This window comes from Paraburkholderia aromaticivorans (assembly GCF_002278075.1).
Lineage (GTDB): Bacteria > Pseudomonadota > Gammaproteobacteria > Burkholderiales > Burkholderiaceae > Paraburkholderia > Paraburkholderia aromaticivorans.
In genome coordinates this window covers 86,042-112,687 of sequence record NZ_CP022992.1, presented here as the reverse complement: position 1 = coordinate 112,687, position 26,646 = coordinate 86,042, and the positions used below count along the sequence as shown (strand labels likewise).

29 protein-coding genes are annotated in these 26,646 nt (G+C 62.0%); 20 read left to right on the top strand and 9 right to left on the bottom strand.

Annotated elements, in window-relative coordinates; all coding sequences use genetic code 11:
- The first annotated feature begins 285 nt into the window (after nt 1-285).
- The 6 genes from parS to imuA all read left to right on the top strand — a co-directional run bounded on the left by parS (nt 286) and on the right by imuA (nt 5,424).
- Nucleotides 286-777, top strand: a complete 492-nt coding sequence (parS, locus tag CJU94_RS36705; protein WP_208645446.1) for a type II RES/Xre toxin-antitoxin system antitoxin — start codon at nt 286-288, stop codon at nt 775-777.
- Nucleotides 774-1,256, top strand: a complete 483-nt coding sequence (locus CJU94_RS36700) for an RES family NAD+ phosphorylase (RefSeq protein ID WP_033536808.1) — start codon at nt 774-776, stop codon at nt 1,254-1,256. Before parS ends, CJU94_RS36700 begins: the two co-directional genes overlap by 4 nt.
- Before the next feature lie 4 nt (nt 1,257-1,260).
- Nucleotides 1,261-2,349 (top strand): hypothetical protein, encoded by a 1,089-nt coding sequence (locus tag CJU94_RS36695; RefSeq protein ID WP_095423514.1) that lies wholly within the window; start codon nt 1,261-1,263, stop codon nt 2,347-2,349.
- Nucleotides 2,350-2,731: 382 nt separating this feature from the next.
- A complete protein-coding gene (locus CJU94_RS36690) occupies nt 2,732-3,946 on the top strand; it encodes a hypothetical protein (protein ID WP_095423513.1) in 1,215 nt (404 codons plus the stop codon).
- Between the two features lie 70 nt (nt 3,947-4,016).
- The gene (locus tag CJU94_RS36685) at nt 4,017-4,544 is read left to right on the top strand and encodes a hypothetical protein (protein ID WP_095423512.1); all 528 of its coding nucleotides are present in this window, start codon (nt 4,017-4,019) and stop codon (nt 4,542-4,544) included.
- A gap of 181 nt (nt 4,545-4,725) precedes the next feature.
- Nucleotides 4,726-5,424 carry a translesion DNA synthesis-associated protein ImuA gene (gene imuA, locus CJU94_RS36680; protein WP_095423511.1) on the top strand — a complete coding sequence of 233 codons (699 nt, stop codon included), beginning with the start codon at nt 4,726-4,728 and terminating at the stop codon, nt 5,422-5,424.
- Between the two features lie 54 nt (nt 5,425-5,478).
- Here imuA and CJU94_RS36675 read toward each other — a convergent pair whose 3' ends face one another.
- The 6 genes from CJU94_RS36675 to CJU94_RS36650 all read right to left on the bottom strand — a co-directional run bounded on the left by CJU94_RS36675 (nt 5,479) and on the right by CJU94_RS36650 (nt 10,496).
- A complete protein-coding gene (locus tag CJU94_RS36675; RefSeq protein ID WP_033536786.1) occupies nt 5,479-5,688 on the bottom strand; it encodes a hypothetical protein in 210 nt (69 codons plus the stop codon).
- A gap of 387 nt (nt 5,689-6,075) precedes the next feature.
- Nucleotides 6,076-6,879: a sulfite exporter TauE/SafE family protein gene (locus tag CJU94_RS36670; protein WP_095423510.1), complete on the bottom strand. Its 804-nt coding sequence runs from the start codon at nt 6,877-6,879 to the stop codon at nt 6,076-6,078.
- Nucleotides 6,876-7,670, bottom strand: a complete 795-nt coding sequence (locus CJU94_RS42080) for a hypothetical protein (RefSeq protein WP_244221189.1) — start codon at nt 7,668-7,670, stop codon at nt 6,876-6,878. The genes CJU94_RS36670 and CJU94_RS42080 overlap by 4 nt, the downstream gene beginning before the upstream one ends.
- Complete coding sequence (locus tag CJU94_RS36660) at nt 7,670-8,731, bottom strand: ABC transporter ATP-binding protein (RefSeq protein WP_011875682.1); 1,062 nt, start codon at nt 8,729-8,731, stop codon at nt 7,670-7,672. The genes CJU94_RS42080 and CJU94_RS36660 overlap by 1 nt, the downstream gene beginning before the upstream one ends.
- A gap of 4 nt (nt 8,732-8,735) precedes the next feature.
- Nucleotides 8,736-9,533: a molybdate ABC transporter permease subunit gene (locus tag CJU94_RS36655; RefSeq protein ID WP_011875681.1), complete on the bottom strand. Its 798-nt coding sequence runs from the start codon at nt 9,531-9,533 to the stop codon at nt 8,736-8,738.
- A 66-nt stretch (nt 9,534-9,599) separates the two neighbouring features.
- On the bottom strand, nt 9,600-10,496 hold the full coding sequence (locus CJU94_RS36650; RefSeq protein WP_011875680.1) for an extracellular solute-binding protein: 897 nt from the start codon (nt 10,494-10,496) through the stop codon (nt 9,600-9,602).
- A gap of 341 nt (nt 10,497-10,837) precedes the next feature.
- Between CJU94_RS36650 and CJU94_RS36645 the strand changes: the two genes are divergently transcribed.
- The 3 genes from CJU94_RS36645 (at nt 10,838) to CJU94_RS36635 (ending at nt 14,894) form a co-directional block, all read left to right on the top strand.
- The gene (locus CJU94_RS36645; RefSeq protein WP_011875679.1) at nt 10,838-11,188 is read left to right on the top strand and encodes a winged helix-turn-helix domain-containing protein; all 351 of its coding nucleotides are present in this window, start codon (nt 10,838-10,840) and stop codon (nt 11,186-11,188) included.
- 429 nt (nt 11,189-11,617) lie between these two features.
- Nucleotides 11,618-14,554 carry a Tn3 family transposase gene (locus tag CJU94_RS36640; RefSeq protein ID WP_095423509.1) on the top strand — a complete coding sequence of 979 codons (2,937 nt, stop codon included), beginning with the start codon at nt 11,618-11,620 and terminating at the stop codon, nt 14,552-14,554.
- A gap of 88 nt (nt 14,555-14,642) precedes the next feature.
- Nucleotides 14,643-14,894: a DUF1289 domain-containing protein gene (locus tag CJU94_RS36635; protein WP_011875675.1), complete on the top strand. Its 252-nt coding sequence runs from the start codon at nt 14,643-14,645 to the stop codon at nt 14,892-14,894.
- A gap of 274 nt (nt 14,895-15,168) precedes the next feature.
- Here the strand turns inward: CJU94_RS36635 and ppk2 are convergent, their stop codons facing one another.
- The 3 genes from ppk2 to CJU94_RS36620 all read right to left on the bottom strand — a co-directional run bounded on the left by ppk2 (nt 15,169) and on the right by CJU94_RS36620 (nt 16,823).
- A complete protein-coding gene (ppk2, locus tag CJU94_RS36630) occupies nt 15,169-16,020 on the bottom strand; it encodes a polyphosphate kinase 2 (RefSeq protein WP_011875674.1) in 852 nt (283 codons plus the stop codon).
- Nucleotides 16,021-16,091: 71 nt separating this feature from the next.
- Complete coding sequence (locus CJU94_RS36625; RefSeq protein WP_244221188.1) at nt 16,092-16,403, bottom strand: YHS domain-containing protein; 312 nt, start codon at nt 16,401-16,403, stop codon at nt 16,092-16,094.
- Nucleotides 16,404-16,547: 144 nt separating this feature from the next.
- On the bottom strand, nt 16,548-16,823 hold the full coding sequence (locus CJU94_RS36620) for a DUF5676 family membrane protein (protein ID WP_095423508.1): 276 nt from the start codon (nt 16,821-16,823) through the stop codon (nt 16,548-16,550).
- A gap of 416 nt (nt 16,824-17,239) precedes the next feature.
- Here CJU94_RS36620 and CJU94_RS36615 point away from each other — a divergent pair, with 416 nt between their 5' ends.
- The 11 genes from CJU94_RS36615 to CJU94_RS36560 all read left to right on the top strand — a co-directional run bounded on the left by CJU94_RS36615 (nt 17,240) and on the right by CJU94_RS36560 (nt 26,645).
- Complete coding sequence (locus CJU94_RS36615; protein WP_050782040.1) at nt 17,240-17,869, top strand: LemA family protein; 630 nt, start codon at nt 17,240-17,242, stop codon at nt 17,867-17,869.
- Nucleotides 17,866-18,726, top strand: coding sequence for a TPM domain-containing protein (locus tag CJU94_RS36610; protein ID WP_043292968.1), 861 nt, complete (start codon nt 17,866-17,868; stop codon nt 18,724-18,726). The genes CJU94_RS36615 and CJU94_RS36610 overlap by 4 nt, the downstream gene beginning before the upstream one ends.
- Nucleotide 18,727: 1 nt before the next feature.
- Nucleotides 18,728-19,225, top strand: coding sequence for a TPM domain-containing protein (locus CJU94_RS36605; protein WP_011875669.1), 498 nt, complete (start codon nt 18,728-18,730; stop codon nt 19,223-19,225).
- 146 nt (nt 19,226-19,371) lie between these two features.
- Nucleotides 19,372-19,761: a hypothetical protein gene (locus tag CJU94_RS36600; RefSeq protein WP_244221187.1), complete on the top strand. Its 390-nt coding sequence runs from the start codon at nt 19,372-19,374 to the stop codon at nt 19,759-19,761.
- A 185-nt stretch (nt 19,762-19,946) separates the two neighbouring features.
- The gene (locus CJU94_RS36595) at nt 19,947-20,216 is read left to right on the top strand and encodes a DUF2933 domain-containing protein (RefSeq protein ID WP_011875667.1); all 270 of its coding nucleotides are present in this window, start codon (nt 19,947-19,949) and stop codon (nt 20,214-20,216) included.
- Nucleotides 20,217-20,242: 26 nt separating this feature from the next.
- Complete coding sequence (locus CJU94_RS36590) at nt 20,243-20,917, top strand: methyltransferase family protein (RefSeq protein WP_011875666.1); 675 nt, start codon at nt 20,243-20,245, stop codon at nt 20,915-20,917.
- A 12-nt stretch (nt 20,918-20,929) separates the two neighbouring features.
- Nucleotides 20,930-22,831, top strand: coding sequence for an ATP-dependent zinc metalloprotease FtsH (gene ftsH / locus CJU94_RS36585; RefSeq protein WP_011875665.1), 1,902 nt, complete (start codon nt 20,930-20,932; stop codon nt 22,829-22,831).
- A 52-nt stretch (nt 22,832-22,883) separates the two neighbouring features.
- The gene (locus tag CJU94_RS36580) at nt 22,884-23,333 is read left to right on the top strand and encodes a hypothetical protein (protein WP_011875664.1); all 450 of its coding nucleotides are present in this window, start codon (nt 22,884-22,886) and stop codon (nt 23,331-23,333) included.
- Nucleotides 23,334-23,675: 342 nt separating this feature from the next.
- Nucleotides 23,676-25,001 carry an MFS transporter gene (locus CJU94_RS36570; RefSeq protein WP_011875662.1) on the top strand — a complete coding sequence of 442 codons (1,326 nt, stop codon included), beginning with the start codon at nt 23,676-23,678 and terminating at the stop codon, nt 24,999-25,001.
- A 37-nt stretch (nt 25,002-25,038) separates the two neighbouring features.
- A complete protein-coding gene (locus tag CJU94_RS36565; protein ID WP_244221186.1) occupies nt 25,039-25,257 on the top strand; it encodes a YHS domain-containing protein in 219 nt (72 codons plus the stop codon).
- Nucleotides 25,258-25,562: 305 nt separating this feature from the next.
- Complete coding sequence (locus CJU94_RS36560; protein WP_011875660.1) at nt 25,563-26,645, top strand: alpha/beta fold hydrolase; 1,083 nt, start codon at nt 25,563-25,565, stop codon at nt 26,643-26,645.
- Nucleotide 26,646 lies beyond the last annotated feature (1 nt).

Below are 26,646 nucleotides of genomic sequence, written 5' to 3'. Positions count from 1 at the left end.
GCGCGTGCGGGCGCAGAAGTCGCGAAAGTCGTCCAGCGGCGTGTGCCCGAGGTCGTTTCTCGGCAGCTCGCGATTCCCGAGAACAAGTTCGAGCAGCTTGTCTGGCTCTCCGTAGCACATGGCGGTTCTCCCTCGACGTTACACCCTCGGTCAGCAAGACCGATTCCCAAGTACAGTTTCGACGTCCGTGTCCCGAGCGATACTGCTGCCATATGGAAATACCTTGACTCCCATTTGAGACAGTACTAATCTGGGAGCTATGATGTTCTCATTTGGGAGACTCGCATGGCACTGAATCAACCCGCCGGCCGCGACCCGGCCGCCGGCAAACGGGCGAAGGCGTTCGCAGGCTCCAACGGCCTCGGCGCACAACCGCACGACTTCGAATCATTCCGGAAGATGGACCCGCTTGAGCAGCGCCGCCAGATTCGTGAGGGAATGGAGGCGATCATTATCGATCGGGTCGCGAAGGAGCTGTTGCATATTCCCGTACAAACCCTGTTGAGCGGTCTTGGGCTGCCGAGTTCGACGATCCTCCGCAAGATCTCGAAGGAAGAACGCCTGTCCGGACCCGAGTCGGATCGCGTCGCGCGAGTGCTCTATGTATTCGAGCAGGCAGCGGAGGTGTTCGAAGACGACGCACTGGCGGCAGAATGGATGCAACGGCCGCATATGGAATTGGGCGGCCTGCGGCCGCTGGAGGTACTGGATTCGCAGCCGGGCTACGACCGCGTGCGCGACTTGTTGCTTCGCATCATCCACGGCGTGTCTGCATGAGGCTGTACCGACTGGCGAAGGAACGGCGCGGCCATTATCGGGCCGATGATCTGAGCGGCAACGGCGCGGCGTTGGCTGGCGGTCGCTGGAACCCGCGAGGCATGCGGGTGCTGTACACGTGTTGTCACGCGTCGACCGCGCTGCTTGAGGCGCTGGTACACATGTCGGGCCTGCTGCCTGCCGGCGGCTACTTTCTGGTGACGCTCGATGTGGCGGACGCGGTCTACGATGCGGCGTTCGTGCCTGCGTTGCCGACCGGGTGGGCGGACCTGACGCGCGATCCGGAAGCGACGCGCGCCCTCGGCCGCCAGTGGATAGAGACGGGCGAACGGCTGGCCATGCGGGTGCCGTCGGTCGTCTGTCCAACCGACTTCAACCTGCTGTTGAACCCGATGCATCCCGACATGGCGAGCGTAAAGGTCCTCAGCAGCGAACCCTTCACCCTCGACCCGCGGCTCTTCGGCCCCGCAACAAGGTAGCACCATGCGCAAAGAATACGACCTGCAGACTGACGTGCTGGCGACGATCGTCGCCGCGACGTCAGTCACAAAAAACCACTCCGACCTCCTGACGGCTTTTGCCACGCGCACGGACTATCGAAGTGCGCGCTACGTCATGGCCCGCGACGTGTACAGCGAGCGCCCTGCGCGCATCCTCGACGCGGAAGATCGCGAGATCGCGGCCGACTATCATGCGTGGATTGACGCGCAGCTCGAAGCGCATGGCGGTTCGGTGCGCGCGGTGTGGGAAGCGTACAGGAATGCTGGCTATCGGCTGACCGAGATCCGGCCGCTGCTACATTACTTCGTGCATGACCGTGGTGGGGAGCAGGACAACTTCGTTCAACTCGAAGTGTGGGAAGAGCAGGAGTTTGTCGAGCGCGAGCTGTTTCCGCGCGACGACAGTTGGGGCTTGCCCCGGATCGACGAGCTTCGGAGGGGCGCGACCGGGATGGCCTTCATCGAGCGCAGCGAACCGCGCATGCTCGGCACGCCCCGATATCGGCTTGAGGGTGCGATCGACATGCAGCAATTCATTTCGCTCGCCACTGCCATGTACGACCGGCGCCGGCGCGCCGACGGCGACCGCCGTCTGGTGGAAACCAACCGTTCGACGGGCGAGCAGCGAATCGTGACGGTGCGCGAGCTCACGCCCGGTTACGATCAGGTGCGGTGGTCGGGTCGCCGCTTTTTCGACGACTGGAGCGCGTCGAGCGCCGGTCGTGCAGGCCACCGGGCCTGCCTGCGCTGGACCTTCAATACTTCTGATTACACCGATCCGAGTGGCATGCGGGAGCTGAGCTTCGTTCCGCAGTGGGCTCATACGCGCAAGATCGCGGAACTCAAAAACACCGGTAAGCTCGACGTGTACAGCCTGTACGGCAAGCTCACACAATTCGATGAGCGCATCGGCATGCCGTTCGCATGGTACTTCTACGGCCTGCACGGCAACCTCATAAAGAGCGGCCAGATGGAGCGGGTGCTTGAGGCGGCCGAGGACGGGCTGATCGTGCTGCCGGAGCACGACTACCAGGTGCTTCGCCGCTGGAGCCAGCATCCGTACGGGTTCTGATACACCTGTCTGTTGTTGGCTAGTGGGCGGCTGATCTGTCCGGTGAGCTGTGACGGAGCGCACGGGATAAGGGACAGTCCGTTTAGTCGCACGACACGCCGTTCGCCGGTTGTTAACCCTGCCCGGCACCGCTATACTGTAGACACGCCTGAAACAGCAGACGTCGGGTTTGGCGACCTGAACAAATCAAAGCGCACACGCCGCGCTAAGCGGCTTTTTTGTGCCTGCGCCTCTGCACGCCGGTTCTATGGGCGGGCCCTGGTGGGGAGACCTTCGGGTCTGCCGGTTTCTTTGGTTCCGGTTCGCCAACCCTGCCTTGTGCCCGCTCACCCCATTTGGCGATGGGCAGCGGAGTTCGACCGCAAACCAAAGAGGCCGCATCATGAGCAACACCGCCGCGCTTGGCTTCAGGCAACCTTCCCGTCGTTTTCCTGCCTTCTCAGTTCGCATACCTGCATTTCTTCTCGCCGTCCTAGCGACAGGCATTTCTGCCTGGATATCCATCATCGCGGGAATTGAACGAGGGGGAGCAGCATCAGAACGTCTCGCGTGGGCTGCCGTAGGGCTTGTCCTGTTGCTCGGTGCACACCTGATTCCGGCGCTTAGTCATGGGACGCCGTTGCATGTGCGTTGTACGGCCGTCCTGCTATGGCTAGTGTGCATGGTCAGCACCGGCTACGGGCACGCGACATTCTTCCTTGCCGCGCAGCGCCATGCTGGCGAGGCGCGGGCGGCTCTGGTGGAACGTGACGTGCCCGCAGTGCCCGCGCTTCCAGGTCGTGCGCCGGACGCGATCGCTCGCGAACAGGCCCGCGTAACCCATGCACTGCTCGTGGCACGCTCGACACATTGCACAGTCCGCTGTGAAGCGCTCGACATCAAGCGTGAATCGCTTGCGGCCCAACTGGCCGCGCTTGAAACCGAAGCGAACGAAGCACGCCGGCGTGAAGAAACCGCCGACAGGGAAGTTGCCGCGCGCGATGCACTGAACGCTAAAGCGGATGCAGCGAGAAATGATCCAGTAACGTCGCGGGTAGCCGACGTGCTTGGAGCACCGCGGGGAACGATCGATCTTGTGTTTGCTCTCTCGATGGGCTGGTTGCTGGAAGGCGTCGCCTGCCTGGGCTGGATGATCGCGCTTTCCGGCCCCTCGCGCATCAGCAGTAGCGCAGCAGACGTCTCAGTATCGTCGAGTAACGCCGCCATCCTTGCCGGTAGCACGCCGCTGCGCGCCAGTCCGGCAGAGGGCGGGACGGCCGTAGAGGACGAGCATGGTTATCGGATTGAGGTCACCGGTAGTCATGCGATTCAGACCGGGAGTAGCGGACGCACCGATCATCGGATGCACAGCGTCGTCAATTCAGAACTGGTCCAGCTAACGAGTGCGATCGCCGACGGGCGAGTGCGGCCAACCGTCAAGGAAATCCGAAGATTCATGCAATGCTCACAGGCGAAGGCCATGCGGTTGAGACACCAGTTTCTGGAGGTCGCCGGTGAGCCTCAGGACGGCCTGCGGCTGGCCGCTTCGGGAGCCGGTGCGGGTCCGGTTAGACCGCGACTTGTGCATTCCTTTGCCGAGCAATCGCAGGCCGCGTGAGCGAACGGCGCTGCGTTGCGTGAGCCTGCCCTTGCCGTTACGCTGATGGACAAACTTTACTGGGAAGAGGATGAATACAGTTTCCCTCGACGCGATCGGGGCAGGCCTACCGCTTGCCGCCGCCGTCGCATACCTTCCGCGCACGCTGGATGTAACGACAAAGTTCACGTGCGCGATGTTCGTACTATCGGTGGTAATCTCATCGGCGTTTTCGTACTGCGATGCGAACGCCGTCCACGTCGTGCCGGGTGCGATCCTCCTGTGTGTGAGCATCTGGCTTCCGCGCGCGCGAGGTCATAATCGCGAGATTCCTGCTGCGATGATCTTCGCGTTGACGTTCATATCGATTTTCCCAGTCGATATCTACGGTGCCTACACCTGCCATGCTTCGAGTGGGCAGGCCCGGATCGGCGGTGCCGGTTTTGGTGATTCTCTTCTTCACACGCCGCTGTCCCTCTCAGTAATCCACAGTCTGATCTACTACTTTTGTGAGCGGGACGAAAAGCGTGGCCAAGTCCCGTTCGGCAACTTTCTGCGACGGCAGTGGGCGTTTACGCTGGGCGATGGAAAGCCGGGCGCGGCCGCTCCGGCGGATTGACGACAATCGGTTCCGGTGATCATCACAGATCGATCGCGGCCGGTCACGGTAGCTGTACCCGCACGCTCTCGCTACTCGAAAGAGTCCAGCGCGAACAGGGAGCGTGCGGCCCTCGCGTCGCAGGCCCCGGCATTCCGCATGATGCTCTATACTGTATAAACATACAGGGTTTGGAGGGCTTATGGGCGCGTTACCGGCACGTGTCGAGGAAATCCATCCGTCACTGTGGCGCGGTGCGCAGCTGGCGCGCGGCGGTGGACGGACGGTCGATACCGGCTATGCCAGCCTCTCGACGGAGCTGCCGGGCGGTGGATGGCCCTTGGGCGCACTCACTGAGGTGATGCTCCAGCAGACAGGGATTGGGGAGTTGCGCCTTCTGGCTCCGGCTCTCGCCGCCACGAAGCGACCGATCACCTTGGTCCAGCCACCACAAGAGCCGAATGCTCCGGGGCTCGCGTATGTGGGCGTCCCGCTGGAAAACACCTTGCTGTTACGGCCCAAAACGACTGCCGACTCCCTCTGGTCTGCAGAGCAGATCCTCCGCGCGGGAACATGCGGAGCGCTTCTTTTCTGGCAAAACCACGTCAAAACCGAATGGCTGAGGCGCCTGCAGGTTGTCGCGAAGTCAAGTGAAACCCTGTTTGTCGTTTTCCGACCGTTGGCGGCGGCTATGGACCCATCGCCGGCTGAGTTGCGGCTATCGGTCCGGCCGACAACTGACGGCGTATCCGTAGAAGTCGTAAAGCGAAAGGGCCCTGCCGCGGCGCAGCCGATCGTGGTCGAGCTTCACCCGTCGCCCGTGCTACTCAGTCGACACCCCAGAAGCCGCCGTCCTTCGGCGGTGGGTCGACGAAGCCTCGCCGAGACCACGCCGGCCTGACGAGCGCGGACACGGCGCGTCGGTCGTATTAACGTTACGGGCACCACCCCGAGGTTAGTCTTTGCTGCCCAGCTCGCTGTGTTTGTGGGAGTGGGTCGCACCATGAATCAGTTCGTAATGCGCGCCCTTGCCGCTGCGGGTTGGGGGGAAATGCTCGCCTTCGACACACGTCACTTCAAAGCCACTTCCGCCGTCGCCTTCCCGGACTACCTTATAGATGCCCGAGGTCTTCACAATCTCGCCGGGTTTATGCTGCTCTGCCATGGGGTCCCCTTGATTTCAGTGCAATTTACGACGGTAGTCAGGTCAAAGCCCGGTGCCGGTTTGCGAGCCGCCCCTATTAAATTATTCCAATAAATCAAGAGCTTCCTGTCTGGCCATAAGATGGCGTCACGGATGTTCAATGCTGGGGGCTGAGGCGCAGTGGAACGGAAAATCGGGTTAAGCGTGAGAACACGCTGGCCGCGTGAGGCGGGAATTTGGGTAGCTCGGACAGGGTTCGCTCGGCTGACTCGGTCCGGCTTCAGAATTGGACAATAAAGTCGAATGACGCTGATCGACCCGGGGCGGATATTGAGGTCGAGACAGGGCAACGTCCGCTCTGGAATTTATCGAGAATGCTCGGCGGACCTGTAGGCGGGCGCGTTGCCGTCAACTATGCTGCCAAACCTTTACCGACGAAATCACGAGAATTGCGGCGAGCACCGGTAGCAGCACGGCGCTGGAGACGATGCCGACCAACTGGCCACCTACGAATGCGCCGCCAATTGAGCCGACCGACATGAGGAGCACGAATGCCCGGTTTTTTCGCAGGACGGCGAAGCTGCTGTCCTGGCTGTAGCGCGCAAATCCGGTCAGCATCGTCGGCAAGCTCACCACTAAACTAAGACTGCCGGCCAGCTTGATGTCGATACCGAAGAGCAGCACCAGCGTCGGTATCAGCAGTTCTCCGCCGGCGACGCCCATCAGAGCCGCGACGGTGCCGATGATGAACCCGGCGATGACCCCCAACGTCACCTGCACGATCCCTGTCACAGGCACGGCATCGTGTTGCGTCGCGCTATGCCCGAACAGCAGGATCATAGCAATCACGACAAGCAGGCCGGCTATCACCCGGTACAGCAGCTGGGGACGTGCTCTTGTTGCCCAGCCTGCGCCGCGCCATGCGCCGAGCAGGCTGCCGGCCAGCAGGTTCACGATGACGGGCCAGTGCGCAACCACGGCGCTCCACGGCACTGCGTGCGCCCGAAAAGGCAGGGCCGACGCGACCACAACGAGGCTCATCGCCTTGTTGAGGATCACGGCTTCCAGCGCGCCAAACTGAAATGCACCAATGAGCAACGGCAGGCGAAACTCCGCACCGCCGAGGCCAATCAGGCCGCCAAGGGCGCCGATGATGGCGCCGCCGCTGAACGCGGCCGGGCGGTTCCGGGGCATGGTGTCCGGCGCTGTCATGGGTTGTCCTTTTCTGCTTTGTTTGAGGCTCGCGCATCCGCGTCCTTGAACACACGATGCACGCCTTCAACGATGCGCCGTGGTCGCTCGCCGACGCCAAAAGCCTTCGACGGATCGCCCCGCGGATCGATCTCGGCTACCTTCGTCCCACTCGCCACGGGCACGTCGTCGTGCGTGAGGCCCCGAATGACACCGGCGAGCGGCGCCAGCAGAACAGTGTCTGCGATGGTCGCGACGACAGCGCCCTTCGCAACTACCGCCCCGATGCGCGCCGTGGTGCGCAGACGGCCAGCGACCGGTGCATAGATGAATCGTTCCCGACCCACACCACCGAGCGGCAGTGGCTCACCGGCAAGCGGCGAGGTCGAACCAGATTCAACGATCATGCCTTGGCGCCCATCCAGACTCGTCTCGATTGCGAAATCGACGGTCTCGCCCGCGACGAAGTTCGGCCCGACGCCGATGGTGATCGGCGCCAGACCACGCAGCGGTTCGGGTATCGCCCGTTTGCGCAATCGGGCGTCGATGATGGCCGACCACATCGCCACCGCAAGCACGTCGTGAAACGGCGCGCAGGAGTCAACACGGCGTGCAGTGACGCCGTCGAGTACCGCCGTGCCGTCGAACACCGCGTCTGTGAATGCCATGCCGCGCCGCATGGCGGTAGGTGCCGGCCCGTCGTGCAGCAAAATCGGGTAACCGTCGCGAAATAACGCCAGGGCAATCGCCGAACCAATGTCACCGGTGCCGCGCACCAGCACTGGGAGACGTTCAGCGTCTGTCGAAGCCATCAGGCATGCTCCTCGGAGCCAGGGCAATTCACGTACGGCCAGCACAGAAGGCTGCTACTGCGCAGATCAACAGTGATCTCGTGGCCGGGTGCCAGGCCGTGATGGCGTACCAGAGTAACCGGCGCGGCCAGCCACAACTGTTCGGCGCCGCAGCGCAAGGCAACCTGGCAGTGCGCGCCGAGATTCAGCAGCGTTTCAACGCGGCCGATGACCGGATTGTCGCTGCAGTGCTGTTCGGGCTTCGCAGACGGCAGTCGTACCGCCGCAGCAGGGATCATCCAGTGCACGCGTTGACCCGCTGCCAGCCCCGACTGCTGCGGCACCCGCAGGGTCACCCCGTTCGCCGATTCCCAGTGCAGTATGGTTGTTCCCTTATCAGCTTCATGCCCGGTGACGCGAGCCGTGAACACATTGCGATGTCCGAGCAACCGCGCGACTGCCACACTACTTGGTCGGGACAACACTTCCTCGGGCGTGCCCTGCTGCACGATGCGCCGCCCGCTCATCACCGCAACGCGGTCCGCGAGCATTGCAAGATGCGGATCATGACTGACCGCCAGCGCGGGCAAGCCGAATTCGTGCATCTCGGAGATGAGTTCGGCCATGACTTCGTCGCGCGTCGCGGCATCGAGCGCCGAGGTCGGCTCATCCAGCAACAGTAGTTGCGGCTTGCGCGCAAGCGCCCGCGCCAGCGCGACGCGCTGCTGTTGGCCGCCCGACAGCGCGGAGGGGTAATGGTCGGCGACCTGCGCGAGTCGAACGCGCGCGAGGAGTTCAAGCGCGTGCGCGCGCCGCTGCGGACCACGCGGCAGGGCAAACGCCACGTTTTCCCAGGCACGCAGGTGCGGAAATAACGCGTAACCCTGTGGCAGATAACCGATCGCACGATGCTGCGGCGGCAACCCGCCGAAGGGCTCGCCCTGGGCTGGAAGCAGGCCCGCGATGGCGCGCAGCAGTGTGGTTTTGCCCGCGCCGCTTTGCCCGAGCAGCACGGTGAATCCCTCGACCTCGAAGCTGGTCTCCAGACGCACAGGACGGTCGATGCGGTAATCGATGCGCATGGGTTCAGAACAGTCGCTGGCGACGGGAAGCGAGGCCAAGTATCAAAGGCAATGGCATCGCCACCAGAAAGAACACCCACAGCAACGGGTACACCGCAGTCAGGCCAATGTCCTGCAGGTTGACCCAAAGCTTGACCGGAATGCCCTGAGGGTAATAGGCCAGGATCAGCACGATACCGAACTCACCCAGTGCCCGTACCCACGCCAGCGCGATACCGGCAGCGAGGCCCAGACGCGCCAGCGGCATGCTCACCTGCCAGAAGGTTTGCCACGGCGATTTGCCGAGCGTGAGCGCGATATGTTCCAGTTCGCGCGGGACGCCCTCGAACGCGGCGCGAGCCGCGACCACGTAGTAGGGCAACGCTCCGTAGAACTGCGCCAGCACGAAAGCCCCGGCGGTGTTGGTCAGCTCGACGCCGGTGCGTGCCACCAGACTGCCCACCGGACCATAGGGGCCGAACAGCGCCGTCAGCAAAATGCCCATCGCCAGCGGCGGCGTCAGCAAGGCCAGCAGGATGATGGCTTCCAGCATCCATTTGCCACGAAACGATTGTCGTGCCAGCCACCACGCCAGGGGCGTGCCCAGTGCAATGATCAGCAGAAGCGAGATCAGGCTGTATCCAAGCGACACAGCGATCGCGCCAGTATCGCCCGGGGCGAAATGAAAACTGCTCCAGTGCGTGACAAACGCCAGACCGATGAACGGCCCGGCGATCAGCAGCAACGTGAGTGCGCCGATCAGCGCCGGCGCGCGTGCACGCGGCAGGCCATCTGCCGCTTCGGGACCGGCCAGCGCGTTCATGCTGCGTTAAACCTCACGTTGATAGTAGAACGGCTCTGCGAATGCAGATCTCCGCATGTCCGACCGTCACTGAATCGGGCCGCCCTTCGGCGGGCTATAGCCGTTGTCCTGCAGCATCTTCTGGCCTTCGGGGCTTGCCAGGAACTGCACGAACTTTTCCGCCAGCGCGAGCTGCTTGCTATCTTTGAGCACCGTGGCATAGAACACCAGTGGCTGGGTGTTCAGCGTCGACGTCTTGCCGCTGGGCAGCTTGATGCTGAACCGCACCGTCTTGTACCACTTCGCGTCCATGTCGGGGTTACTCAGATTGATTTCATCCGGCAATGTGATGAACGGCAACTTGTGGGAGCGCGCGGCGCTCAGATAACCCGACGAGGCATCGATCTGCCCGGCTTCCAGGCGAGAGAGCAGCGAAGGTTCGGCGAAAATCTGCTGCGGATTCTGGTAGTCACCAAGGATCTGCTCAGCCAGCCCCGGCTGCTTGTAGAAACTCTCGGCCAGCAGCATCGTGAAAATGATGTTCTGGCCTTGCGGATCGGTAGCAGGGTCCGTGCGGCCGAAGTGCAGGCCCGGCGTGCGCAATACCTCGTACCACGGCTTTTTGCCCTCCGCTGCGGCTGCGAGCTGAGGGGCGAATTTGCTTTGGGGACTGTAGGTGATCACCATCTCGGTGCTGGCCACCGGCACGGCCGGCCCGATCATATTGGCCTGTTTGAGGATGTCGATCGGCCCCGGTGTGATGGAAATGAACACGTCGGCCTGCAACAGTTTCCCCTGCAACTGCCGCGCGAGCCCGTAAGCGCCTTGACCAATACCTTGGTATTCGACGCCGTTCTGCTTCGCGAATGCCGGGCCGATGAAGCGGTCCATCACCACGCCCATTGAGCCGGCATAGGCAACACGAAAAGCGTCGGCCGCGTGCGTTGGTGCTGTCGCAAAGAGGCCGGTACAGGTCACCAACATGCCGACCCATTTGTGCAGCTTCAACGTCCTCATTCGGTTTCTCCTCTAGATTCGATGTGGCTCAGGCAGTGGACTGGGGTGACTGGTCGAATGCGTCCATCCGACCATCTCCAGATGCGATGGCGGTCATGGTTGCGCTGCCCCCGGACTTCAGGCGTCGGTCTAAGGCCGCAATCGGGCCGGCCGGCGAGGGTCCGTGTGTCAGCATTAATTGCCCTTGTAAACCCGCAACCGCAACGCAGCAACGTTGCGGCACCCGATATGCTAAAAATAGCATATCGCATCGACTGCGGCGCCCGCAAGCCATATCATTGACCCATCATGGGATTGGAAGGATAGCGATGAGCGAGATCGACGTAGTCCCAACGCTGCGCTTGAACATCGCCGCAGGCGTCGCCATTGGTCCCGGGAAGGCGGCCTTGCTCGATGGTATTGCGAACACAGGTTCGATCAGCCAGGCCGCAAAACAGATGGGGATGGGTTACAGGCAGGCGTGGGCGATGATCGACAGCATGAACGATTACTTTGTGGCGCCGCTGGTCGAACGAACCAAGGGCGGTCCGGCCGGTGGTGGCACCAAACTGACGACGTTGGGCATTGAAGTCCTGCGACGGTATAAGGCGATGGAGCGAAAGGCGATCAAGGCCATCGAAAAGGATGCGCGCGACTTCGAAAAGCTGTTGAAGGCATGACCGCAAGGTCGTCGCTAGATGCAGCCAGCAGAACCAGGATTCGAACTTTGCCGGCGAACGACCGATGCCGGCTGTTCTTCGGTCGATCGCGGCAAGGCTATGACTGTCTCTTGTGGCCGGTTTGCGACGGTGCTTTCCTACTGAACCCGACAGCCAAGATACATAGCCAAATAGGCGCCGGCTAATTAACATCGGGGATCGCCGTTATTGGCTATCCGGTTTCGGTCTAGCCATTTGACGTGCACTCATCTTGGCTACGTGATCCGGCAGACAGCGATTTATAACAAGTGCTTAACCCGGTTTTCCGTTCTGCTGCACCTCAAACCCCATGCTCGCGTCCATGGGCGGAAATGACGACAAGAGTCGGTTGCCTTGCCAGTTTTTTGCCGCTACGCTCGTCGGTCCGTCATACGCTGTGAGGCGAGCGCGATGGAACACTGGCAAGTCACCTATCTTGGCATCCGGCAGATTCCTCGCGAACTGACCGAGTTCGAGCTTGTCACGTTCTTCACGTTTTCCGCCAGGGAACGCGCACTGATCGATGCGCGCCGCGGCAACCTCTACAGGCTCGCGGTCGCGCTCCATATCGGTTTTCTCCGGATGAGTGGCCGCACCCTCGACGCCTACAAGCAGATCCCCAAGGCGCTGTGGGACCACCTGGGTACACAACTGGCCCTCGACCCGCCGGATATGGGCACGTTGCGGACGTTGTACGAAACACGGGCCCGCACGCTCGTCGACCACCAGGTTATTGCCTATCAGTCGCTCGGCTTTAGCCCGATGGCTGAACATCAGCGGCGGTATGTGGTTCGCTGGCTGAAGGAACGCCTGGCTGGCCGTCCCGAGCGCGGCGAACTGCTACATGAACTCAAGCGCTGGCTGTACGAGCATCGCATCCTGATTGCCCATGATCGCCTGCTGAAGCGGTTGATCGTACAGGCCGTACAGGGCATCGAGATCGCCCTGACCGGTACGCTGGAACGGGCCTTCACCACGTCGACGCTGGACCACTGGGGACACCTCCTATCGCGAACGGATGGAGAGCACGGCAGTCTGCAGGAATGGTTGTGGGCCGTCCCACTGCGCAATTCAACGCACCAGATGGGCGAGATCTTCACCAAGGTCGACCGCCTGTACGCGATCGGCGTTCATACGCGCTGGCCGGCGGACTGCAACGACGCAATGGTGCGCCACTACGCGAGACGGTGCGCGAATCGCCCGCCGTCGGTCAGCAAACGGATTCAAATGCAGTCGCGCCGGCTCGAAGCCGCATGCTTCACGCGTTATGCGTTGTGTGCAGCAACGGACCAGTTGTTGGGCATGCTGCGCCACTGGATTCAGAAAACCGTCAACGACGCGGCTCGCGCGATCGACGCCGTGCGTCCGGATTTGAAAGCACGTATCCGCGATTTCGCGACGGCCGTGAAAACGGCTGCGGTCGACCCGACCCTGTCTCGCGAGCAACTCAGCGACAAACTCTGCGAACTGGCCGACCGGGCGCTCGACCAGCACCCGCCGAGTCGGCGGAGTCTGGTCCGGGCACATCTGATGGCGAAGCGGGGACAGGCACGCGCGATGCTCGCCAGACTGGTCCGTCTGCCGTTCGAAGCGCAGACCGCTCACCCGGTGATCGATGCGTTGGAGGTGCTGTGTGGCCTGTATGCGCGCAAGGCGTACACACTACCGGATCGCGTCACGATCCGGCTCGGGCGCGCATGGAGGGAAGCGATCGACGGCTATGATCGCTACAAGGCACTGTTGGCATTCGAATGGGCGACACTGTTTGCCCTGCGCATCGCGTTGCGCAACGGCTCCGTCTATGTCGAGCACAGCTTCGCATTCCGCAGCCAGGCCCGGATGCTGATCCCGCCCGATGAATGGAGCGCGAAGCGCAACCATTACTACGGTCATCTGAAGCTGCCGCAGGACCCGAAGGAATTCCTCGAGCCGTTGCTCAAGCATCTCGATCAGGGCCTCGCTGTGCTGAAGGACGCGACGCTACGCGGCGATGTGCGGATCGACACCGCAGTGCATCTGGCTCCTTTATTGGCACAAAACAAGGATGCAGCGCTGGAGCAGTTGCGCCGCGCAGTCTTCGCCTCCCACCCTGGAGGCCAACTACCCGAAATCATTCTCGAAATCGACAGCGCGACGCGCTTCAGCTGGTTGCTGCTCGGACGTGAACCACGCTCACGCAGCGAGCTGCTGCTCGTGTACGCGGCGGTGCTCGCACACGGTACATCGTTGTCCGCGGCGGACATCTCGCGGATGGTGCCGGAATTGTCGCCCGCCGCAATCCGGCAGATGATGAACCGGATCGCCGACGAACGAAAACTACGGCAGGCCGCCGACGCGGTGCTGGAATTCATGCTTCGCCACCCGATCGCCGCGCACTGGGGCCGTGCCGATCTGGCGTCGTCCGACATGATGTCACTGGAGACAACCCGCACGGTCTGGCAGGCGCGTGCTGACCCGCGCCGGCGCACGGCCTCGATCGGCATGTACACGCACGTACTGGACCGCTGGGGGATCTTCTACGATCAACCGATCGTGCTCAACGAGCGGCAGGCCGGCGCCGCGATCGAAGGCGTGGTTCGGCAAAGCGGCACGAGCGACGTGGCCCAGCTCGCAGTCGATACCCATGGGTTTACCGATTTCGCGATGGGGCTCGCGCGGGCGCTGGGTTTCGACCTGTGCCCGCGACTCGCTCACCTGCGTGACCGGCGTTTGCATGTGCCGCAGCACCACGCCGTGCCGGCGGAACTGGTGGCCGTGACCGACTGCGATGTGCGCCTGGACCTGATCGAAAGCATCTGGGACGAGTTCGTGCGCGTGGCCGCGTCGATTCAAAGCGGTTGCTGCACGGCGGTCGAGGCGTTGACCCGATTCGGCGCAGCGGCGCGCGGACAGCCCGTGTACGACGGCGGCGTTCATGTCGGCCGCCTGTTCCGCACGATTTTCCTGATCGACTATTTCACCAACCCCGCCTTTCGCAGCGAACTGCAACACGTGCTCAATCGCGGCGAAGCCGTGCACACCGTGCAGCGGGCGATCCACATCGGCAAGATCCCATCGGAGTTGACGAAGCATCACGATTCGCTCGCGGCGGTGTCGTCATCGCTGGCGCTGCTCACCAATGCCGTGATGGCCTGGAACACGATGCATATGCAGCGCGCCGTTGACCAGATCGAGGCAATGAGTGGAGACGCCCTTCAGGCGGTGGCCCTGCGGCGCATTGCGCCGACGCATCTGGAGGGCATCAACCTGCGCGGCACGTTCGATTTTCCGATTGCGCGCTATGCGGACCGGGTCTTGCCAAGTATGGCCGGTATGCCCGTGATACCCCATCAACAGCAGTCCGCCTGACACTGATCGCCTGACGTGCGTGCATAAAGCTGACTTATGACGCTGAGCATTGTCGGCCCCACGTCTTTGCAAAAAAGCGCGGTAGCAGATGCGGTTCACGAGAGGCGCGGGCGCGTGCCTTCAACCATTGGTCAAGTCACCGTGCATCGATGTGTGTACTTTCGATGGCAAGACCAAACTGTGCATCGGCTGCTTCCGGACCCTCGACGAGATTCGGGCATGGAAGAAGATGACCGACCACCGGCGCCATCAGGTGATCAACGACCGGGCGCGGCGACGGGCCAAGCTGCAGCGGGAACCCACGGAGTTATCTGTCGAGCAAGGAACATCGGGCAACTGAATCCGTGGGACGGGTCCGTCACCTCGACTGCAATGTTCGAGGGCGCACGTCAACATAGTTGGCGAGTTGAGGGAGTTGCTATGGCGTGCGCAGCTAGTGTCGGGTATCTCGCTGTGCTGGCAATCATTGAGCACTGCGGAGACGCCGCCACTGAGCCAGCGCAGTCGTCAGGGCACGCCGCGCGGTCGCGCTAGTCGATGCGTGTTGGCCGGTGCCTGCCGTGCTCATGACGTTCCCTCCTCGTCTCGCCTGCGCTACCTGCCGAGTGTTGGCGTTATTTCGCCAGCAGTCCTTCGCCGAGGCGCGCTGGTTCGAACTCGAAGATGACGGCAGGATCGGGCAGTGCCAGCTTCTCGTCCTTGTCGCAGTAGTCGAGCCGGGACAGCATGTCCCGAATCAGATTCAACCGCGCCAGCTTCTTGTCGTCCGCGTGCACGATGCGCCACGGTGCCACGGCGGTGTGGGTCCGCAGCAACATGGTGTCGCGAGCCTTCGAGTAGTCCTTCCAGTGCTTGATCGCGACCTCGTCGATCGGGCTGACCTTCCACTGCTTGAGCGGGTCGCGTTTGCGCGCTTTCAGGCGCTTCGACTGTTCGTGCCTGGAGATGTCGAGGTAATACTTCAGCAACCTGATGCCGGAGTCGACCAGCAAGGCTTCGAACCTTGGCACCGCCTGCATGAATTCTTCGTGCTGTTCCGGCGTGCAGAAACCCATGACCGGCTCGACGCCGGCCCGGTTGTACCAGCTGCGATTGAAAAGAACGAGTTCCTCGGCAACCGGCAGGTGCGGGACATAGCGCTGGAAGTACCACGCACCGAGGTCGCGGTCGGAGGGGCGGCCGAGCGCGACGACACGGGTCTCACGCGGGCTCAGGTGTTCGACGATTCGCTTGATGGCACCATCCTTTCCCGCCGCGTCACGTCCCTCAAGCAGCACCAGGATTTTGTCGTGGCAGCCGATGAAGTGACGCTGCAGTTTCACCAGTTCGACCTGCAGGCGGCGCAGCTCTGTCTCATACTCGTCGTGCGAAATCAACGTCGTTGCGGGCGGCGGACTGCCTTCGTCAGAGTCGGTCAGACCTGCCGGTTCGGGTGCGTGCGATTTGCGTGCTTGCTTCTTGCTCATGCGGACACCTGCCCATCAGTCGGTAGCGGGGGGGCACGCCACGCTCGCAGCGGGCGATCGCGATCCGTGGCTTAACAGCCACCGTGATGCCGGTGAGTGCCGCCACGCGCAAACCGCTGAGGATCCTTGTTGAACTCGGCACGTGACTGCTCCGACTCGAAGTAGTACGTTTGTCCATCAAATATGGAGGTCAGCGCATGCGCTCCATCTACGGACTGACCACTGACCGGATCGTGCGGCGAGCGGTCGTCAGTCGCGGGTTGTTCGCGCGACGTGTGACGATGTCCTCCCATGCCGCAAGCCATCCCGCCGCGCCGCATCATCAGGAAAACGCCAACTGCGAGTAGCAGCCAGATCCAGTTGCTCGATAACCATTGCATCATGCTTCTCCACTTAGGCCACAACTCGTCTCCATGAACGGGTCCATGGATTCATTGACATGCATCGGCGACCCGATAAGCGGGCAGAAAGCCATGCCACGGGGCGGGCATCTGGCCTGACGCGGGCGGCTCCCATGCGGCGCTTCTTCACTGCTCCGAGTAGAGGAGGTTAGAAATCCACGCAAACAATGTCCCGACCGCGAAGCCCCACACGACAAAGACTACGAACGGATACACAAACATCCGAAGCGTAAATGGCTCACCAGTGTCGATCTTGTGAAAATCAAGGCCATGAAACATTGCGTTCAGAAAATCGATGCCTAGGCTGGGCCATGCAGCATAGAGGACCGCGCAAACCGTGTAGCCAACCGCCAGGGTCAATGCGAGAACGACACCGGTTTTCCAATACGGCTTCATGCCCATGACTTCCTCCCCACTGGGATGGCGAGACCTATCGGGTCCTGCGCAAACGGCCGCATACACCCTACAAGCCTAGTCACACATCGGGTCGGCCGCTTGATCTGGATCAAGCGGCCGACCGTACTTCCTTCCTGATGACCCAATGCGTATTCATCGCCCGGAGCGAACCGCGGTCCGATCCGTTGCGTTAAGTCATTCCGGGAATCCGGTCGGCCCCGTGTGAGGCGGAACGGAGATTTCATTGAGCCAGGTCAAATTGCGCAGGTTGCGGCGCCCGCACGATAGGTGGTGCGAGCATCGAATAATGCGTCCTTACCCGACGGCGCGCCGTGCGTCATGGGCTTGGAGCTTGTTGGATGTTGAGACTGATTGGCTGCTGGCCAACCCTCGGATTGCCGACAGAACACTGGAGATACAGAATGCGCAAGTTATGGGTGGTCCTGGCAGCGCTCCTGGCGCTAAGCCTCGCGGGGTGCGGCTACAACACCCTGCAAACTCAGGATGAACAGATCAAGGCGAGCTGGTCTGAAGTCGTTAATCAGTATCAGCGTCGTGCAGACCTGGTACCGAACCTGGTCAACACCGTTAAAGGCTACGCCGCTCAGGAGCGGGATGTGTTCATCCAGGTGACCGAAGCGCGGGCTCGCGTCGGCTCGATTCAGGCAACGTCCGAGGTGCTCAATAATCCTGAAGAATTCGCGAAATTCCAGGCAGCCCAAGGGCAACTGACCGCTTCACTTTCGAGACTGCTGGTTGTCTCGGAGAACTATCCGCAACTGAAGTCCGATGCCAACTTTCGTGACCTGCAGGCACAGCTAGAGGGGACCGAAAACCGGATCACCGTTGCCCGCAACCGGTATATCAAGGCGGTTCAGGACTACAACGTCACCATCCGCTCGTTTCCGTCCAACCTGACGGCGATGGCCTTCGGCTACAAGGATAAACCCAATTTTTCAGTGACCAACGAGGCGGAAATCGCCAAACCCCCGCGCGTCGATTTCGGTGCGACGCCGGGGAAAGCCCTGCCGGCAGCGGGAGCGACCAATTGAATCCGCTTAAAGTTCTTCTGGCGCTGGTCATCGGGGTCGCTCTGTGCGGCTCGTGGGTTGCGATGGCCGACGTCGCCGTGCCGCCTCTGACGGCCCGCGTCACGGACCAAACGGGCACGCTCACCAGCGATCAGGTGAGCAGGCTCGAACAGACGCTACAGGCGTTCGAGAGCAGAAAGGGCACGCAGATCGCGGTTCTGATCGTTCCCACCACCGAGCCGGAGACAATCGAGCAATACTCGCTGCGCGTGGTTGAACAATGGAAGCTCGGGCGCAAGAAAGTGGATGATGGGGCGTTGCTCATCGTCGCAAAAAATGACCGCACGCTGCGCATCGAGGTCGGTTACGGCCTGGAGGGCGCGCTCAACGATGCGATCAGCAACCGGATCATCAACGAGATCATCGTGCCGCGATTCCGGGAAGGCGACTTCTCCGGTGGCATTACGGCAGGAATCGATCAGATGATCCGGGTGGCCGACGGTGAGTCGTTGCCGCCCCCGCAGTCTCGCAAAGGGGAAGGTCCCCCCAACGTCTGGCGGTTTGCGCCCGTCATTTTCATGCTGGCGGTCGTGTTTGGCAGTACCCTGCGCGCCATGTTCGGCAGATTGCCCGGAGCCGCCGTGGCCGGCGGCGTCGTGGCTGTAATTGCCTGGTTGCTGGCGGCAGGTCTCGCCGCAACGGTTGTGGCAGGTGTGATCGCCTTCCTGTTCACACTGACCAGCGGAGGGATGGGGGGCTACGTTGGAACCTACGGTCTCGGGCGTCGTGGCGGCGGATTTGGACGCGGCGGGCGGGGTGGCGGGTTCGGCGGTGGCGGTGGTGGCTTTGGTGGCGGTGGCGCGTCAGGCAGGTGGTGAGATGGATATCAGGCGAATCGTAAGGCACCTTCTTACCACCCATGGGCAGGTCCGCGCGGCGTTTCCGCGCGACACCCTGATCGCGATCGAGAAGGCAATCAAGGCTTGTGATGCGGAACATGTCGGGGAAGTCCGTTTCGCAATCGAAGGCGCGCTTCACAGCGCGGTGCTCTTCAATGGGCAGTCGGCGCGGGAACGTGCTATCGAAGTGTTCTCGCAATTGCGGGTCTGGGATACCGAGCACAACAACGGCGTGATGATTTACGTATTGCTTGCAGATCGCGATGTCGAGATCGTGGCCGATCGGGGCGTGCACGCGAAGGTCGGTGCGCAGGAATGGCAGGCGATCTGCCACACGATGGAAGAGGCTTTTCGGCAGGGCGCATACCGCGACGGCGCGATCAGCGGGATCCAGGCGACCGCTCAGCTCCTCAAGCGCCACTTTCCCGCGCATCGGAACACCGCAAACGAATTGCCGGACACCCCTGCAATACTGTGATCAAAGCTGCCCGGCTCGCGGGGGACCCTGGTTGACCACATGGCAGCCAGTCAGGAGGCAGGCCGATGTCAGTTGCCGCACCCCGGAAACGCGCCAGAGCATCTTGGCCTCTTCACGCCTGGCTTCTCGCTGCCGTCGGCGGGGCGATGATTGTGATCGGCTTCTATTTCATATTCGTCCGACCACCCCTGCTGCCGGAAGACCTGCACTACATGGCTGTTTCCAGTGAACGACTACAGGCTGCAGCGCCCAGGTTCGCGCGCTGGCTCGGATGGGTCTTCACTGTTCTGGGCGGCTACGTCGGTGGCACCGGGGTGCTGCTCGTGCATCTGGCGCTTGGCGCATTCGCACAGCGTAAGCCTTACGCTGTGCTGGTGGCTGCGCTGGCCGGCGGCCTGACAACCGGGCTGATGTCTGTCTCGAATCTGGCGATCGGCTCACATTTCAGGTTCGTCCTGTTGGCGCTGACGGCAGTATGGGTCGCAGCGCTTGTTTGTTCTTGCCTCAACACAAAGCGACGCCAGTCGACGCACTGAGTACGCACTGTCTATGCCGAATGCGCAGGTCAGCGCAGTGAGCTTTGTGGCCGGGCATCGCGGTCGCTCTTTCCGCTGGAGGAAGTCCAGCGCACCATAACGATTGATCTGAATCAAGAGCGCTTTTTCGCCGGAGCATAGTCTGTGTTCACTACATTCGGTGCCCTGCGACTGCGGAGGTCGAGATGGAACACGGGAATCACGATCGCAAACCCGGCGGCTTCTTCGTCTCGCGGGCCAACCTTGTACTGATTGGGTTTCTGGCCATCGGCGGATTTTATCTGGTGACGGAGCACCGGGCGCACCTGTACGGCTGGTGGCCCTTCCTTTTTATCCTCGCGTGCCCGCTGATGCACCTCTTCATGCACCACGGTCACGGCGGACATGACGACAGCGAACACGGTAGCGACGGAATTCCGGATCGCCGCGAGAAGTCGCCCCCTCACCAGCACTGATCGCCGGCATTCGCCAGGAGCCTGTCATGCATGAGAATCCCCCCGCTTACGGTTTGTGGTTGCTGGCCGTCGTCAACTCGGCCATCTTCATCCTCTTTGCATTCACCTTCTTCAAGCCGAAGACGAAGCGGGACTGGCGCTCGTTCAGCGCCTTCAGCGCCTTCCTCATCGCGCTGTTCACGGAAATGTACGGGTTTCCGCTGACAATCTATCTGCTCTCGGGCTGGCTGCAGAGTCACTACCCGCAGGTGAACTGGTTTTCGCACGACGCCGGGCACCTGCTGGAGATGATGTTCGGCTGGAAAACGAACCCGCACTTCGGCCCATTCCATCTGCTGAGCTTCGCTTTCATCGGCGGCGGTTTCTGGCTTATTTCGGCGGGCTGGCAGGTCCTTTACGCCGCACAGCGTCGCCGCACGCTCGCGACGACAGGCGTCTATGCGTACGTGCGTCATCCGCAATATGACGGCTTCGTGCTGATCATGTTCGGCTTTCTGCTGCAATGGCCGACCTTGCTGACCCTGGTGATGTTCCCCGTTCTCGTCTTCATGTACGTGCGGCTGGCACGTGCCGAGGAACGGGAGTCGATGACCGAATTCGGGCCGGCGTATCGCCGATACATGGACGACGTGCCGGCTTTCATTCCGAGACTCGGCGCTCGCCACGGCGGGTCGACGCACGGCCCGGCCGGACCAGGCTGATCGAGGCGTGTTATGGAAATAAAACGCGAGCATCAGATCAACGTCCTGTATATCGTCGCCGCGTTTCTGGCGGTGATGATGATCCAGAGCTTTTTCGCCAAACCCGATCACATCAGGACGATCCCGTACAGCGAATTTCAGCAGCTGGTGAGCCAAGGCAAGGTAACGGACCTCGTCATCGGGCCAACTCAGATTACTGGCACCTACAAGGACGTGACGGCCAAGGACGTCGAGGCCGGCAAGCCGCAGCATTTTTCGACGCTTCGGGTCGAACCGGGGCTTGCGCAGGATCTCGCCAAGGCCAATCTCGTGTTTTCCGGTGAACCCTCGCCCGGCTTGCTTCCGACGATCCTGGGCTGGCTGATGCCAGCTATCGGGTTTGCCCTTGTCTGGATGTTCCTGATCCGTCCAATGGCCATGGGAGGCGGAGCGGGCGGCATGATGGCGATCGGCAAGAGCAAGGCGAAGATCTACGTCGAGAAGGACACCAAGGTCACGTTTGCCGACGTCGCGGGCGTCGATGAAGCCAAGGATGAACTGAAGGAGGTGGTGTCCTTCCTGAAGGATCCGCGCAGTTACGGCAGACTCGGCGCACACGTGCCGAAGGGTGTACTGCTGGTCGGGCCGCCCGGCACCGGCAAGACGCTGTTGGCCCGGGCCGTCGCCGGTGAGGCGGGCGTGGCATTTTTTTCGATCTCGGGCTCGGAGTTTGTCGAGATGTTCGTTGGTGTCGGCGCCGCGCGCGTGCGCGATCTTTTCGAGCAGGCGCGCCAGCATGCACCGGCCATCGTATTCATCGACGAACTCGACTCACTCGGCCGCGCGCGTGGCAGCGCTCTGCCCGGTGGTGGCGGTCATGATGAAAAGGAACAAACCCTTAACCAGTTGCTGAGCGAGCTGGACGGATTTGATACGTCGATAGGCGTGGTGCTGCTCGCCGCGACCAACCGACCGGAGATTCTCGACCCCGCGTTGCTGCGGGCGGGACGCTTCGATCGGCAGGTCCTGGTCGACCGGCCGGACAAGAAGGGGCGCTGTGAAATCCTCGCCGTCCACCTGAAGAAAATCAGGCTGGCCTCGGGCGTCCCGGTCGCGGACATCGCCGCGCTTACTCCGGGCTTTTCCGGCGCCGATCTGGCGAACCTCGTCAACGAGGCAGCGTTGCTTGCGACGCGCCGCAACGCAGACGACGTCACGCTGGACGACTTCACGCAGGCCATTGAGCGGATCGTGGCCGGGCTCGAGAAGCGCAATCGCCTGCTCAATCCGCATGAGCGGGAGGTCGTGGCTCACCATGAGATGGGGCACGCGCTGGTGGCGATGGCACTGCCCGGTGTCGACCCTGTGCAGAAAATATCAATCATTCCCCGCGGTATTGCCGCCCTTGGCTACACGATTCAACGACCCATCGAGGACCGCTTCCTGATGGACCGCGGCGAACTGATGAACCGGATGGCAGTGCTGCTTGGCGGGCGCGCGGCCGAAAGCCTCGTCTTCGAAGAAGTGTCCACAGGCGCGGCCGATGATCTCGCCAAGGCCAGCGACATTGCCCGCAGCATGGTTGTGCGCTTTGGCATGGACCCGAAGCTCGGCCAGGTCGCCTATGAACCGGAAAGCGTCTCTGCGCTGGGCATGCCGGCCGGCACCGACTGGCGCCCGCGGCAGTATGGCGAGGAGACTGCTACTGCCATCGATACCGCGGTGCGCGAGTTGATTGAAGTCGCGTTCAAGCGAGCCTCTTCGATTCTGACTGCAAACCGTACGCTGCTCGGCGAGGCCGCGCACGATCTGCTCGCCAGGGAAACGATGTCCGGCGAAGCCTTGCAAGCGATTGCAGCGCGGCTTGCCGATGTAGTCCATGCCGGGAGCGAACTTCGCGACGTGGCGGCGGCGACTGTCGCGGCAAGCGGCTGAACCGGAGCGGAAGGCGCGGAGAGAGCCACGTTTCAGCAAAAGGAGCGAACTGATGAAAGCGCTCATATTGACGATCGGCTTGCTGCTAGCCACGGCAGCCGGCGCTCAGGGCGACGCCAGCCAGCACCTGCTTATCGGTGACATCGACATGTATTACGGCCTGATGCCGTCCGCACTGGTCGGCGCTCACCCCGCGTCCCACCCCGAGGCTTCGATGCACGGAGGCGTCCCAGACAACCGGTACAGCTACCACCTGATCGTTGCGCTGTTTGACCACGCGACGCAGAAACGCATCCCGGATGCGCGAGTGATGGCGTCGGTGGAGGAGTTCGGTCTCGGAGAGACGCGCAGGCGACTGGAGCCGATGCGTATTGGTGACACCATCAGCTACGGGGCGTACTTCAATTTGAGCGGGTCCGGCCCTTATCGTGTCAAGGTGGAGGTGAACCGGTCTGGCCGGCACGACACGATGTCGGGCCAATTTCAATATCGGCCGCAATAAGTCCTGACGTGGCGGTTGTGGACCGGGCGCCGTGGCACGCGTTCGGCAGAGCATGGTGAAGCGCCGGCGGCCATTCAACTGGCGCGGCGATGAGAGAGGGCGCATTGTGAGCGCGGTCGATGCAGTCTGCAGGAGGGTGCACAGGATGATCGCGCGTCTGCGAGCGGACGGCGCATTGTCTCCTTTCCGGTTGAGCACGCAGATCGTGGCGCCTGCGATGTCCGGACATTCGGCCCCGATGGTCGTTATCGCTCTGGCGCTCGATTACACGCGATTCACGGCAATTGCGGACCGAAGCGAAATCCTGGGCACCCCGACCGGACGTCGGGCTGGGGCGGCGGTATGAGCGCACATCCTGTTGCACGGACGCTGCCGTGGCGAATGTTTTGCCCGTTGTTGCTGGCCATGTTCGCTATCGCCGTCGGGTACGGATTTCTGCTGCCGATTTTGCCCCGCATGCTTGAACGGATCGTCCCAACGGCAGATCCCGCCGCGTTGTCCAGGCACACCGGCTTGCTGACCGGAACTTACGCGCTGGCTCTTTTTCTGTTTGCCCCGCTGTGGGGCCGGTTTGCGGACCGTCGTGGGCGCCGTCCTGCGATCTTGCTGGGGCTTGTAGGATTCGCCGCCACGCTCGCGCTCTTTGCCCTCGTCAGCAGTCTTCCGTTGCTCTACCTTGAACGCGCGCTCGGCGGCCTGTTTGCGTCGTCGATCGCACCGGCGGTCTACGCGCTTGTTGGCGATCACGCTCCGTCGAAGGAATGGCGCGCTCACCGCTTCGCGCTGCTCAACATCGCCGGCGCGACGGGGTTCCTGGTCGGTCCGATGCTGGGCAGCTTGACGATGCACGTCGCGCGCAATTTCTTGCCGCGCGCAGGCGAAACCGGCACTTACTGGCCCCCATTCCTTGTGACTTCTGGCCTCGCGTTCGCTGTCGCGCTGGCGGTCTGGGCGTTTGTGCCGAGCGCAAACGGGCGCGCGGGCGATCCGCACGTATCGGGCGGCTCCCCGGACGGCCACGCCACGTTACTGCGGCTCCTCGTCATCTCGTTCGTGACAGCCGCTGCAGTCGGGACGTTCGAAGTCGGCCTCTCATTGCGCGGCACGCAAGTTCTCGGCATGAATACCGCCGAGATAGGGCTCATGTTTACCGAGTGCAGTCTCGTTATGCTGACTGTCCAATCGCTTGTATTTTCCCCGCTCGTCAAGCCGGAGGCCACCCGCTGGTTGCTCACGCCAGCGCTTGCCATGCTCGCAGCGAGTTTGGCGGTCGTGCCGTTTGCCGCTAGCGGCCTTGCGATGGCAATTGCCGTCGCGCTTGTTGCGGGCAGCGCCGGGATCATTTCCCCCATCGCCACTTACTGGATCTCGCTCCGCGCCGGCGAACGGCAAGGTGCCGCGCTGGGCTGGCAGACTGCCGCTGCAAGTCTTGGCCAGTCGGTAGGCTCAGTGAGCGGAGGAGTTCTGTTCAGCGTTGCCTTCATACCCAACGCGTCCTTCACGCTGACAGCCATGGTTGTTCTCGTTGGCCTTCTCGCAAGCGTGCGCGTTCCTCGCCTTCTCGCACAGGCAAGATTCGGCAGTCAGGGCAAACCGGGTAACGCGCCGTTCGCGAAAAGCGCACTGTCCGACGCGCCACGCGTGAAAGGTAGAAAACAGGTGGAGTAGTCACCGCGCCGTAACTCAAATGGTCGCCGCGGAGGCCATGGTTTTTATCGAACAGGAGGGTACCGATATGCAAGTCACCGATCCGGTTTGCGGCATGCCGCTTGAAATCGGCAAAGCCGCAGCGAACGAGGTTTGGCAGGGCCAGAAATACTATTTCTGCTCCGGTTCGTGCCACGACAAATTCCGGGCGGCGCCCGATCGATACGCCGGGAAGGTCGGCGACAAAGGAAAGCCGGCCGGCTCGAGCGCACGCTAAGCCGTCCAGCTGCGAGCACATCGAAGACTCCGGGTGCCTTGCGTCGACTGACGCGATCCAGTGCGTCATCGTAGATGCGTCAAACCGGCTGCATGGGCTGGTAGCTGGCACGAAATATTCGCTCCCTCGATCCGGGGCGTGCCTGCTTGCGAATCAGTACGGCGAAGAAGGATTTTGGATCGACCACAGTAGCTGCGCCTACGGCCGGTAAGCCGGCGCATGTTCCGAGGAAGACTCAGCAATGCCAAAACGCTCGAACACCCCCCATAAGCTCAGCCGGCATCAGCGTCCCGCTGTTCTGGCCCATGACGGCGGCTGCGCAGCTGGTTGAACAGGGCGTCGAGCTCTATGCGAAGAACCTCGCGTTCCTCGCCGAGGAAGAGAAACTGACCTATGAACTTAAACCCAGGCTCGCCACGGCCAATCGCGTCTTGCTCGACCTTCGGACGATGGTGTTTCGCGACTACTCCGATTCCGCGCAGGCCGCCAGCGGAGTTCCGACCATCGTCGATGCCCCCTATGCGGGACATACGGCGATGATCGCTGACTACCACGCGGGCCAAAGCCTCATCGAGACACTGCTCGCGAACGGTCTTCATCGCGTCTTCCTCACCGACTGGAAATCGGCAACCGAAGACATGAAGGACCTCGAAATCGACCAGTATCTCGCCGAAATCAATGTCTGCGTCGACGATCTCGGCGGGCGGGTCAACCTGGTCGGCCTGTGCCAGGGCGGGTGGATGTCGGCGATGTACGCGGCACGTTTTCCCGACAAGGTCGCAAGCCTCGTGCTCGCCGGCTCGCCGATCGATACCGATGCGGGCGACGGCCCGGTCAAGCGGATGGCACATACGTACCCCGTCTCGTTCTACGAGGAACTCGTCACCCTCGGGGGCGGGCTCATGCGCGGCAAATTCATGCTCGACGGATGGAAGAACATGCACGCGGAGGAGCATTACATCACGCAGCATATCGACCTCTATGAGCACATCGACGACCCGCTGTATCTCAAAAAGGAGGAGACCTTCGAACGCTGGTATGAGAATCCGATCGATCTGCCTGGACGCTGGTACCTCCAGGCCATCGAACAGTTATTCAAGGAGAACCGGCTCGCGAAGGGTACCTTTATCGGCCTGGGGCGCCGCCTGAACCTCCGGGACATTACGTGTCCGGTCTACCTGCTCGCGGGAGAAGACGACGATATTACGACCAGGGAACAGGTCTTCGATGCGGAAAAATATCTCGGCACGCCGAAGGGGTGCATCGAGAAAAAGCTGGTTCCGGGCGGTCACATCGGCCTGTTCATGGGTGCCCGCACCCTCAGCGACACGTGGCCGGAGATTGCGCACTGGATCAGTGACTGTGATCCCGGATTCCACGTTGACTGAA

Bases quoted from the DNA above. Each gene is read 5' to 3' on its own strand.
- parS (WP_208645446.1), top strand. From the start codon at position 286: ATGGCACTGAATCAACCCGCCGGCCGCGACCCGGCCGCCGGCAAACGG.
- CJU94_RS36700 (WP_033536808.1), top strand. From the start codon at position 774: ATGAGGCTGTACCGACTGGCGAAGGAACGGCGCGGCCATTATCGGGCC.
- CJU94_RS36695 (WP_095423514.1), top strand. From the start codon at position 1,261: ATGCGCAAAGAATACGACCTGCAGACTGACGTGCTGGCGACGATCGTC.
- CJU94_RS36690 (WP_095423513.1), top strand. From the start codon at position 2,732: ATGAGCAACACCGCCGCGCTTGGCTTCAGGCAACCTTCCCGTCGTTTT.
- CJU94_RS36685 (WP_095423512.1), top strand. From the start codon at position 4,017: ATGAATACAGTTTCCCTCGACGCGATCGGGGCAGGCCTACCGCTTGCC.
- imuA (WP_095423511.1), top strand. From the start codon at position 4,726: ATGGGCGCGTTACCGGCACGTGTCGAGGAAATCCATCCGTCACTGTGG.
- CJU94_RS36675 (WP_033536786.1), bottom strand. From the start codon at position 5,688: ATGGCAGAGCAGCATAAACCCGGCGAGATTGTGAAGACCTCGGGCATC.
- CJU94_RS36670 (WP_095423510.1), bottom strand. From the start codon at position 6,879: ATGACAGCGCCGGACACCATGCCCCGGAACCGCCCGGCCGCGTTCAGC.
- CJU94_RS42080 (WP_244221189.1), bottom strand. From the start codon at position 7,670: ATGGCTTCGACAGACGCTGAACGTCTCCCAGTGCTGGTGCGCGGCACC.
- CJU94_RS36660 (WP_011875682.1), bottom strand. From the start codon at position 8,731: ATGCGCATCGATTACCGCATCGACCGTCCTGTGCGTCTGGAGACCAGC.
- CJU94_RS36655 (WP_011875681.1), bottom strand. From the start codon at position 9,533: ATGAACGCGCTGGCCGGTCCCGAAGCGGCAGATGGCCTGCCGCGTGCA.
- CJU94_RS36650 (WP_011875680.1), bottom strand. From the start codon at position 10,496: ATGTTGGTGACCTGTACCGGCCTCTTTGCGACAGCACCAACGCACGCG.
- CJU94_RS36645 (WP_011875679.1), top strand. From the start codon at position 10,838: ATGAGCGAGATCGACGTAGTCCCAACGCTGCGCTTGAACATCGCCGCA.
- CJU94_RS36640 (WP_095423509.1), top strand. From the start codon at position 11,618: ATGGAACACTGGCAAGTCACCTATCTTGGCATCCGGCAGATTCCTCGC.
- CJU94_RS36635 (WP_011875675.1), top strand. From the start codon at position 14,643: ATGCGGTTCACGAGAGGCGCGGGCGCGTGCCTTCAACCATTGGTCAAG.
- ppk2 (WP_011875674.1), bottom strand. From the start codon at position 16,020: ATGAGCAAGAAGCAAGCACGCAAATCGCACGCACCCGAACCGGCAGGT.
- CJU94_RS36625 (WP_244221188.1), bottom strand. From the start codon at position 16,403: ATGATGCAATGGTTATCGAGCAACTGGATCTGGCTGCTACTCGCAGTT.
- CJU94_RS36620 (WP_095423508.1), bottom strand. From the start codon at position 16,823: ATGGGCATGAAGCCGTATTGGAAAACCGGTGTCGTTCTCGCATTGACC.
- CJU94_RS36615 (WP_050782040.1), top strand. From the start codon at position 17,240: ATGCGCAAGTTATGGGTGGTCCTGGCAGCGCTCCTGGCGCTAAGCCTC.
- CJU94_RS36605 (WP_011875669.1), top strand. From the start codon at position 18,728: ATGGATATCAGGCGAATCGTAAGGCACCTTCTTACCACCCATGGGCAG.
- CJU94_RS36600 (WP_244221187.1), top strand. From the start codon at position 19,372: ATGATTGTGATCGGCTTCTATTTCATATTCGTCCGACCACCCCTGCTG.
- CJU94_RS36595 (WP_011875667.1), top strand. From the start codon at position 19,947: ATGGAACACGGGAATCACGATCGCAAACCCGGCGGCTTCTTCGTCTCG.
- CJU94_RS36590 (WP_011875666.1), top strand. From the start codon at position 20,243: ATGCATGAGAATCCCCCCGCTTACGGTTTGTGGTTGCTGGCCGTCGTC.
- ftsH (WP_011875665.1), top strand. From the start codon at position 20,930: ATGGAAATAAAACGCGAGCATCAGATCAACGTCCTGTATATCGTCGCC.
- CJU94_RS36580 (WP_011875664.1), top strand. From the start codon at position 22,884: ATGAAAGCGCTCATATTGACGATCGGCTTGCTGCTAGCCACGGCAGCC.
- CJU94_RS36570 (WP_011875662.1), top strand. From the start codon at position 23,676: ATGAGCGCACATCCTGTTGCACGGACGCTGCCGTGGCGAATGTTTTGC.
- CJU94_RS36565 (WP_244221186.1), top strand. From the start codon at position 25,039: ATGGTTTTTATCGAACAGGAGGGTACCGATATGCAAGTCACCGATCCG.
- CJU94_RS36560 (WP_011875660.1), top strand. From the start codon at position 25,563: ATGACGGCGGCTGCGCAGCTGGTTGAACAGGGCGTCGAGCTCTATGCG.